Here is an 8,944-nt window from a genome sequence, read left to right as displayed (position 1 = left end):
AGGCGGGAGCCGCCAATTGACTTTGACGGAGAGCGGGAAAGCGGTACATGCGGCTGCGGGACAGCTATGGGAAGATGCACAAAGCTTTGTGGAGCAATCGCTGGGTAAAGAGGATTTGGCGACGCTAACGGTTCTGTTATCCAAAGTGGAGAATCTTGTGACGTGAAGCGCTCCGGTGATCGGTAAGGCGCTGCCTGATTTTAAAGTGATTTGTACTTTTTTTATATCGTTATGCGTTCTATTCGTGTATATACACGAATAGTGGCTGTTGCGGTAACTAGATATGCTAGAAGGGAGAGAATATCGAAATGGAAGTGGACATGGATACGAGAGAAGCAGAGGGACGTATCAAGCAATTAATCGTAGAGGAATTAAAGTCTTATGTACGTGAGAACCAAGGGAACTTTTCCGAAAAATTGCAGGCTCCTTACTACGAGGAGCCGATTGTTCAATTCGCATCAGCGGACGATCCCTTGTTTGAGGAATATAAGACGCTTATCGGTCCTGACCATGCTACGCCGCGAGAAGTCTTTGAGCGGTCATTTGGCCCCGGAAGCTATGAGGGAGGCTCGGTGATCAGCGTGGTGCTGCCCATCAGCGAAGTTATTCGCCGGGCCAACCGGGCGCAGAAGGACGGGCCTTCCCGGGAGTGGGCGCTGCTCCGGACATTCGGGGATGAGTATTTTGTGAATGCGATTCGCGGATATTTACCGGCTTATTTGAACAGCCTTGGCTGCCGGGCGGTCGCCCCGCTGGATACCGAGTGGTACAGCATTCAGGGCACGGATTCGGGGCCGGTGTCCAATTGGTCGGAACGCCATGTCGCTTACGCCGCTGGCCTTGGCACCTTCAGCATCAATGACGGCTTTATTTCAGAAAAGGGGATTGCGATCCGCTTGTTCTCCGTTGTGACTGACCTCAAGGTAACCCCGGATGCCAGAACAGCAGCAAGCCATGCGGGAAATTGCCTTCTCCACAGCAAAGGGATTTGCGGCGTCTGCATCACCCGCTGCCCGGTGCAGGCCATCAGCAAAGAGGGGCATGACAAAATCGCTTGCATGAAATTTGTGTATGGGCAAGCCTCCCGGGACTTTGCGGAGGCAAACGGCGGGGATGCCAAATCGGGAGCCGGATGCGGTCTCTGCCAGACCAAAGTGCCTTGTGAGAGCAGAAATCCGGTGCGGACTGCGCGGTAAGGATAGTGGGGAAACGGTAATTGTAAGAAGCAACTCCTTTCAAACGGGGTTGTTTTTTTCGTTAGAAGGGGAAGTGAAGTTCCGGTATATCCTGGCATAACGAGAGTTACGAAGCTCTTAGTGATTTTATCGCTAAATTTCAATGCTTTATGGTCTGATGATGTATCATAAAACGGAGAGAGTTACCAACCTATTTTTGCGCCTAAAATCTATCATTAAGTATCCAAGTATGGAGGGAGACCATGAGCAATATATTAGAAGGTTTGTTTTACGGCAATTTACGTCCTGACGAATGCATCCATCCGAATAATCCGGAATATCTTTTGTTGACCCGTAAAATTTCCAGCGCAATGGAGGCATATAAAAAGCAACTCTCAACAGATGAATTCGATTCCTTAGAAAAATTGGTTGATTTATTGGGCGAATCCACCTCGATCTATTCCGCTGCCTCTTTTGTCCAAGGGTTTCGGATGGGCGCATTAATGATGGTTGAAGTGTATGGCGGAGGTAAAGCCGTAATATGAATGGTCGCGTGTTCTTAGACGAAAAAAAGGATACGGCGAACTAAGAAAGACCCGCAAAAGCGAGTCTTTTATGCCTTTAATCAAGAATGAATCACGTTATAATAAACTGTAGTCGGATATTGCGCAAGTACAGAAAATTTATATTGGGAGAGGGCGCGGGCATGGACAAGAATGCAGTTTATAAAACAAACAGCTTCTATTGGGATACAAAAGGAAATGACTTTTTAGGAGCAATCGTGCTTCCTTTCTATGGAGCATTTGTCTCAGAAGAAAAATGCCAACTTTTTGGTGATGTCTCAGGAAAAAAGATACTGGAGATAGGCTGTGGAAACGGTCAATCCTTGCAGTATCAGGGGGACCGCAAAGCATCTGAACTATGGGGTATGGATATATCGGAAAAACAAATCGAAAAGGCAACGCAACATTTAACGTCGTGCGGTCTTTCAGCAAAATTGATCTGTTCTCCCATGGAAGAAGAATGTGGCATACCAGAGGATTATTTTGACTTTGTTTATTCGATTTATGCCATAGGCTGGACCACCGATCTTGAGGGTACTTTTTGCCGGATCGCTTCTTACCTAAAAAAAGACGGCGTATTTATTTTCAGTTGGTCTCATCCTATACACAAATGTGTTGTCGCAGAAAATAATATGCTTGCTTTTAACAAGTGTTATTTCGATGAATCTTGGTATTCGGTATCTCTTGATTTAGCCGGAGAAGGTGTGCTAACATTATCGGACCGTAAACTATCAACCTATGTAAATGCGTTGGCAAAAGCAGGGTTTGTTATTGAACAAATGATTGAGGAAACCGACAATGAAATAATGCAATCGCGGGATGAAAACAGTGATTTCGTAAAAAGAGCGAAGATGTTTCCTGTAACTTTTGTAATCAAAGCAAGAAAATTATAAGAATACAGTATAAGCATTTTCCACGCATTATACCCAATGACAAAGAAGGGCTTTTTTAAGAAACATGTAAAGCTTGTTGTTCGCCATGTTTGGGAAGAATACATTGAAAAAGCTGAGGATATACGACATACAGCAGGTAGCAAAGAGCTTTATGCTCTCCGTAGTGAATTTAAAGAAACTGGCAAATAGGTTGTGGAAGAACGGGCTAACCCCTTCGCTTTTGCAACTATTTTCATTAATTTTTGAGATTTCAGGGAAAATATGTTATAAAATTCAAATGGCTTCTTGATTTTGAGTGAATTAAGAAGCCATAAGTCGACAATCTGAAAGACCCGCAAAAGCGAGTCTTTTTTAGCTTGTTATTGCGTCTTCAAACGATTGATTTCCAGCTCATTTTTGGAGGTCTTTAAATAAGTAAATTCAACATCCTTCTGGATGCTATCCAACTTTGTATTAATAATTTGCAGCATGGCTAACGTATCACTTGGTTGTTCGGAGGATAATAAATCAAATTTCTCACTCAAATCTCTGATATCTTGCTTCATATCGCTTATATCGTCTTTAATAGGTTTTAGTTTTAAATCCAACACAGTTTCAAGCATTTTTACAATCTGCTCTGCTTCCATAGCCGAACCACTCCTTTTATAGTATTATAACAAATTCTGAACCCGTTTACCCCTACTGAATAACAAGGAACAAGTAAAAAGGTGTTGCCGAGAATATCAAGTCGTCCTGAAATAGACATTAAAAAAATACTCGGGTTAAACTAGCGAAAATTCGTAAGGGGCATTTTTTCCATTCATCCCTACGAACATTGTCCTACCACAGAAAGAGTTGGAGGAAAATTATCCTAAGTCTAATGGATTTTTTCGGGAAAAAATTGTCATTTTTTTGTGAAATGTGTCACATGGATTTTTAATAGTTTAATATATAATATTTTTATAAATACAATTGGGGGGAATTATGATGAAACTGGTTAAAGGTTTTTTAGTTGCAGGAATCGCAGCCGCGTTATTGTCTGGTTGTGGGGGAAACAAGGAAGAAGCAGCAGCTCCATCTGCCAGTCAGGCAGCGGCAGAGCAAACGGATGCTAAAACTACGGCGTCTATCGTAAACGTAGCAGACGCTTTCAACAAGGCGGTTAGCCCAGAAGGAACCTGGATCATCGCCATTCTTAATGACTTAACGATTGATCAGGAAGTGGTTGTAGACGGCGAATTCCATGATAAGGGTGCGGCAGATGGCAAAATTTACCGGAAAATCGCCCTTTACGCGCAAGACGCGGACCACAATATTACCGCTAATTACACGCTTACCGCACCGAAAGTTACAGTAAAAAGCGAAAATTTAAGAGTTCAAGGCGGAACGATTAAAGGCGACGTTTATGTAGAAGCCAAAGGATTTAATCTTCATGAAACAGCAACGGTGGATGGCAACCTCTACTTTGCAAGCGAAGATGTGAAAGCATCCGCCCAAATCGATGGTAAAGTAACTGGGAAAACCGAAGTCCAATAATCGCGAAGCAGCACAGCAACAGAATCGAAAAGCTAACATCTCAATACCTAGCCTGCAGACCAAGCCCGTTATGGGAATTTGGTTTGAAGGCTTTTTGTGTTCAAAGAGTCTGGTAGGAATGTTGATCCTTGACATATACCCAAATAATGCTATACTAGTAAAAAAATTAAGCATATGAGATTACTCGGAATAAAACCCGCTGCCTTTTTTGATCACTAGAAAATCCCCCATATCATCACCATTCCCCGGGATAATGCAGCGGGTAAGACAACCCTCATATGATCCGGACTGCTCTCCATGATTTTCGCCAAACCGAATTCCTTATCCGATTTTCTTTATTATATTACCTGGCAACAGCCAAATAATGGTGTGCGCCTAAGGAGTGAGTTAAACCCCAATAAAGTTAGAAGGAGGCTTTAATAGTGTCAATTAATTTAGATCGCTCTCAGGTGACCATCAGGGAAAAAAGACTGAAATCCATCGTAGGGTATCAAGGAACGATCAGGGATTTGGCGGAACAATCCCAATCAGGCTGCCTGAAGAACGCATCCAGAGGATTCAGCCAAGCAACCAATTGCAACTCGGGCTGCGCGCAGGGTTATTTGTCTACGATCACGGATGCCGCTATCGTCAATCATGGACCGATCGGCTGTGCGGGTGACGTAGCAGGCGCAAACGCAGGGTTTCAATGGGGGCAGAGAATCAGAGACTGGAACCAGCGAAACGTTCGAATCATCAATACCAATATGTCGGAAAAGGCTGTCGTATTCGGCGGAGACCAGATTTTGAAAGAAGGTATCCTGAAAGCCTATGAGAGATTTAAACCGAAAGCGATCTTTGTCACCACATCCTGCGCTTCCGGGATTATCGGAGACGATATCGAAAGCACGATGAAAAGTACGGAAGCGGAGATTGGCATCCCCGTGGTTCCCGTATTTTGCGAAGGATTCCGGTCACAGATCTGGGCTTCCGGGTTCGATGCGGCATTCCATGCCCTTTTGACACGAATTATTAAGCCTGCTGAGAAGAAGCGTCCCGAATTGGTTAATGTCATCAATTTTGTGGGCAGTGGACGGGCTCTTATTACCGAGATTTTCGGGCGTCTGGGGCTGGTTCCCCAGTTCGGAATACCCTACAGCAACATTGACGAAATCTCCAGATGGTCGGAAGCCGGGGCTACAATCAGCATTTGCGGCACGCTCGGCGGTTATATGGGAAATGGGCTGGAGCAGAATTTTGGCGTACCTTACGTAACGGCGCTGCAGCCGCACGGGATTTCGGGCTTTGATGACTGGCTTACTAAGCTTGGAGAGACCGTAGGCAAGGAGAAAGAAGTGGAAGAATATCTCGCGGAACAAAAGGTGATTGCGGCGCCTGAATTGGAAGAGATCAAATTTAAGCTGAAAGGTAAAAAAGTTGTCGTTGGCATGGGGCCGAGCTTCGCGCATAACTATATCCGGCTCTTGGAGGATCTTGGCATGGAAGTGGTCTGGGGATTCTCCTGGCATTACGACTCCAAGCATGATCATGGCGGATGCCCTTCCTGCACGGTTGAGCTGGCCAAGCAAGACAAAGACATTCCAGTCAGCGTAAGCGATCAGCAGAATCACGAAGTTATCAATCTGCTGTCCAAGGTCAAGCCGGATATTTTCATCGGAAGACATCCCGGAATGTCCGTCTGGGCTACTAAGTTGGGGATTCCCGCGATCATGGTTAGCGATGAATACAGCGCCTTCGGCTATCAGGGAACGATCGAGTTCGGACATCGCATTATCGATGCGCTGACGAACAATAGTCTAGCCGTGAATCTGTCTAAGCGCATTAATCTGCCCTATACCGAGTGGTGGCTGGAGCAGGACCCGTTCAATTTCCTGGAACAAAAAAATAAAAAAACAGAAAGAGAGAATAAGAAAAATGTCGCTGTGCGTTGAGCAAATCAGACATGTGTGCACACTCGGTGCGTTTGAATCGGTACTGGCCATCAAGAGAGCGGTGCCCATCGTTCATGCCGGTCCGGGGTGCGTGGCCAAGCTGTGGACGACACTCGGAAGTCAGAACGGCCATCAAGGCTCGGGCTATGTCGGGGGACATGCCATTCCCTGCACCAATGCCTCGGAAAAAGAAGTGGTGTTTGGCGGTACGGACCAGCTGCGCAAAGTCATCACCAATACCTTTGATGTCATCAACGGTGATTTATTCGTTGTGCTCACGGGCTGTACTTCCGATATTATCGGGGATGATGTGGGCGAAATTACGAGAAAATTCCAAGCCCAGGGCAAACCGATTGTATATGTGGAAACTGGCGGGTTTAAAGGAAGCAATCTGATCGGTCATGAACTGGTTCTGGATGCCATAATTGACCAGTATTTGCAGCCGCAGCAGGTGGAATCGGGACTGGTCAATATCTGGTCGTCCGTGCCTTATCAGAATACCTTTTGGTCGGGTGACATCGAGCAGCTGAACCTGCTCATTTCTTCGCTCGGGCTGAAACCGAATGTGATCTTCGGACCGGATAGCAGCGTTGACGCCGTCAATGATATCCCTAAGGCGCAGTTTAACCTGGTCATCTCTCCATGGGTAGGACTCCGGACCGCCGAGCATTTGAAAGATAAATTCGGCACGCCGTTTCTGCATTATCCCGCGCTTCCGATCGGTCCGACCGAAACCTCCAATTTCCTGAGAACGGTAGGTGAATTCGCCGGGATTGATCCTGCAATCGTAGAAAATGTCATCCGCAAGCAGGAGGAGCGGTACTTCTACTATTTGGAGAGAGCAGCCGACACTTTATTGGAAACCCGACTGCTGCCGAGACGCTTCATTACGGTGGCGGACAGCCTGTATGCGCTGGGAATCGCCAGATTTTTAACCAATGACATGGGATTAATCCCTGAGAAGCAGTTCATCACCGATGATACACCGGCGGATTATCAGAGCGATGTTACCGCAGAATTCGGGAAATTCACTAACGATATCGCTGCTGAAACGGTATTTTCCAATGACGGCGGTTATGTTGAAGAAGAAATCCGAAGATTAAAAATCAGAAGCCGGCCGCTCATTCTGGGCAGCTCTTGGGAACGGGTGGTTGCAAGGGACTTGAACGCCTATCAGTTATCCGTTTCCGCGCCGATCGGCAATGAGATGGTGCTGAGCAAATCGTACGTTGGATATAACGGAGCATTACAGTTGGTTGAAAATATTTATTCCGTCGTCTTGAATGATTTCATGTGAAAATAAGCTCAAAGGTTCGTATAATTGTTCTTAGGAGCAATTTTCGAACCTTTTTTCGTTCGAGATCGCAGGCTCTGCGGACAGGATCTGATCCGATATGAACTTTAGGAGTGAGAAAAGATGAAAGTCATTGCTGTCAACGGCAGTCCGAGAACAAACCGCAATACCGCGACGCTGCTACAGGAAGCGCTGCATGGGGCGCAGTCCCGGGGAGCGGAAACGAAGCTGGTACATCTGTACGATCTGGATTTCAAGGGATGCGCGAGCTGCTTGTCCTGCAAAAGAAAGGGCAACCGGCTGGGCGGACTATGTGCCATGAAGGACGATTTGAAGGAAGTGCTTCAGGAAATTCTGGCATGTGACGCCCTCCTGCTGGGCTCCCCGATCTATTTCGGCAATGTGACCGGAGAAATGAGAAGCTTCCTGGAGCGGCTGCTCTTTCCTAATCTATCCTATAACGAAGGAGAGAGATCCACTTTTAAGGGCAGGATTAACTCAGGCTTTTTCTATACCATGAATGTCACGGAAGAACGGGCCAAGGAGATGAATTACGAGGCGGTATTCCACGGCAACCGGAATCTTCTGAACATACTGGGCGGGGATTCGGAGATTCTGCTCTCCTGCGATACGTATCAATTTGCCGATTATTCCAAGTATGAAGCCTCCAGATTCGACGCTGAGCAGAAGGCTAGGGTCAGAGAGGAGCAGTTCCCCGTTGACTGCAGAAAGGCGTTTGAGCTCGGGGCCCGTTTGGCTGCTGTATAAAATCGAGCTAGTGTCCTTGCGCTGATCCATCGCGTTGATATCCGCTGATCGCTATGTGAAAAAAACACCATAATTTGGATAAACACATAAGCTAAGGAGGAATATCAAAGGAAAGGACAGATGACATGGCACTAGCCAAATTTGTTGATCCCTTACCGATTCCTAGAACCTTAGCACCGGCCTTAAGGAAAAACGGAATTACGTATTACAGGGTAAGGATGAAGCAATTTACTGCCTCTCTTCATCGTGACTTACCGAAAACGACTTTGTGGGGTTTTGAAAGTCAATTCCCAGGTCCGACCATTAACGTCAGAAAGGGCGAGACCATTAAGGTACTATGGGAAAATCAGCTGCCTAAAAAACATATTTTACCGGTAGACACATCTATTCACGGGGCTGGACGGAATCACCCGCAGGTACGCACAGTAGTCCATTTGCATGGGGCAACGGTTCGTCCAGGCAGCGACGGCTATCCTGAAGCTTGGTTTACACGCGGGTTTGCAAAAACAGGACATTTCTTTAAAAATAAAGTCTATACGTATACAAATAATCAGCGTTCAACGGCTCTTTGGTATCATGATCATGCTATGGGGATTACAAGACTGAATGTCCATGCCGGTTTGGCAGGCTTTTATTTTATTAGGGATAAAGAGGAGAACGCCCTTCCGCTGCCTAAAGGTCCTTATGAAATACCGCTGATGATCGCAGATCGCTCGTTTAAACCCGACGGCTCGCTCTTTTATCCGAATCGGCCTATGCGCAGCAGTTTAAAAACTACGACTGCTCGTTTCACTAACTAGGTGGA

At 46.2% G+C, this 8,944-nt stretch carries 9 protein-coding genes; 8 read left to right on the top strand and 1 reads right to left on the bottom strand.

Features of this window, described 5'->3' with window-relative positions; all coding sequences use genetic code 11:
• The first annotated feature begins 308 nt into the window (after positions 1-308).
• The 3 genes from L691_RS0112325 (at position 309) to L691_RS0112315 (ending at position 2,631) form a co-directional block, all read left to right on the top strand.
• Positions 309-1,196, top strand: a complete 888-nt coding sequence (locus L691_RS0112325; RefSeq protein ID WP_232229169.1) for a (Fe-S)-binding protein — start codon at positions 309-311, stop codon at positions 1,194-1,196.
• Between the two features lie 242 nt (positions 1,197-1,438).
• Positions 1,439-1,720: a DUF6809 family protein gene (locus tag L691_RS0112320; RefSeq protein WP_025690831.1), complete on the top strand. Its 282-nt coding sequence runs from the start codon at positions 1,439-1,441 to the stop codon at positions 1,718-1,720.
• Between the two features lie 161 nt (positions 1,721-1,881).
• The gene (locus tag L691_RS0112315; RefSeq protein WP_025690830.1) at positions 1,882-2,631 is read left to right on the top strand and encodes a class I SAM-dependent methyltransferase; all 750 of its coding nucleotides are present in this window, start codon (positions 1,882-1,884) and stop codon (positions 2,629-2,631) included.
• Positions 2,632-2,990: 359 nt separating this feature from the next.
• On the opposite strand, the gene L691_RS0112305 is transcribed toward L691_RS0112315, so the two are convergent.
• Entirely contained in the window at positions 2,991-3,257 is a 267-nt protein-coding gene (locus tag L691_RS0112305; protein ID WP_025690828.1) for a hypothetical protein, read from the bottom strand.
• Positions 3,258-3,594: 337 nt separating this feature from the next.
• Between L691_RS0112305 and L691_RS0112300 the strand changes: the two genes are divergently transcribed.
• The 5 genes from L691_RS0112300 to L691_RS0112280 all read left to right on the top strand — a co-directional run bounded on the left by L691_RS0112300 (position 3,595) and on the right by L691_RS0112280 (position 8,939).
• Entirely contained in the window at positions 3,595-4,146 is a 552-nt protein-coding gene (locus tag L691_RS0112300) for a polymer-forming cytoskeletal protein (RefSeq protein WP_232229168.1), read from the top strand.
• A gap of 422 nt (positions 4,147-4,568) precedes the next feature.
• Entirely contained in the window at positions 4,569-6,077 is a 1,509-nt protein-coding gene (locus L691_RS0112295) for a nitrogenase component 1 (protein ID WP_025690826.1), read from the top strand.
• Positions 6,061-7,374 (top strand): nitrogenase component 1, encoded by a 1,314-nt coding sequence (locus L691_RS0112290; protein ID WP_025690825.1) that lies wholly within the window; start codon positions 6,061-6,063, stop codon positions 7,372-7,374. Before L691_RS0112295 ends, L691_RS0112290 begins: the two co-directional genes overlap by 17 nt.
• Before the next feature lie 120 nt (positions 7,375-7,494).
• Positions 7,495-8,139, top strand: coding sequence for a flavodoxin family protein (locus L691_RS0112285; protein ID WP_025690824.1), 645 nt, complete (start codon positions 7,495-7,497; stop codon positions 8,137-8,139).
• A 125-nt stretch (positions 8,140-8,264) separates the two neighbouring features.
• Positions 8,265-8,939 (top strand): multicopper oxidase domain-containing protein, encoded by a 675-nt coding sequence (locus tag L691_RS0112280; protein WP_025690823.1) that lies wholly within the window; start codon positions 8,265-8,267, stop codon positions 8,937-8,939.
• The last annotated feature ends 5 nt before the right edge of the window (positions 8,940-8,944 follow it).

The sequence above is a fragment of the Paenibacillus zanthoxyli JH29 genome (assembly GCF_000520715.1).
Lineage (GTDB): Bacteria > Bacillota > Bacilli > Paenibacillales > Paenibacillaceae > Paenibacillus_AQ > Paenibacillus_AQ zanthoxyli.
The sequence above is the reverse complement of the archived record's forward strand: the minus strand, read 5'-3'. Positions and strand labels throughout refer to the sequence as shown.

What these genes read in the sequence shown, in the direction of transcription:
- L691_RS0112305 (WP_025690828.1), bottom strand. Translation starts at nt 3,257, where the DNA reads ATGGAAGCAGAGCAGATTGTAAAAATGCTTGAAACTGTGTTGGATTTA.
- L691_RS0112315 (WP_025690830.1), top strand. Translation starts at nt 1,882, where the DNA reads ATGGACAAGAATGCAGTTTATAAAACAAACAGCTTCTATTGGGATACA.
- L691_RS0112300 (WP_232229168.1), top strand. Translation starts at nt 3,595, where the DNA reads ATGATGAAACTGGTTAAAGGTTTTTTAGTTGCAGGAATCGCAGCCGCG.
- L691_RS0112325 (WP_232229169.1), top strand. Translation starts at nt 309, where the DNA reads ATGGAAGTGGACATGGATACGAGAGAAGCAGAGGGACGTATCAAGCAA.
- L691_RS0112280 (WP_025690823.1), top strand. Translation starts at nt 8,265, where the DNA reads ATGGCACTAGCCAAATTTGTTGATCCCTTACCGATTCCTAGAACCTTA.
- L691_RS0112285 (WP_025690824.1), top strand. Translation starts at nt 7,495, where the DNA reads ATGAAAGTCATTGCTGTCAACGGCAGTCCGAGAACAAACCGCAATACC.
- L691_RS0112290 (WP_025690825.1), top strand. Translation starts at nt 6,061, where the DNA reads ATGTCGCTGTGCGTTGAGCAAATCAGACATGTGTGCACACTCGGTGCG.
- L691_RS0112320 (WP_025690831.1), top strand. Translation starts at nt 1,439, where the DNA reads ATGAGCAATATATTAGAAGGTTTGTTTTACGGCAATTTACGTCCTGAC.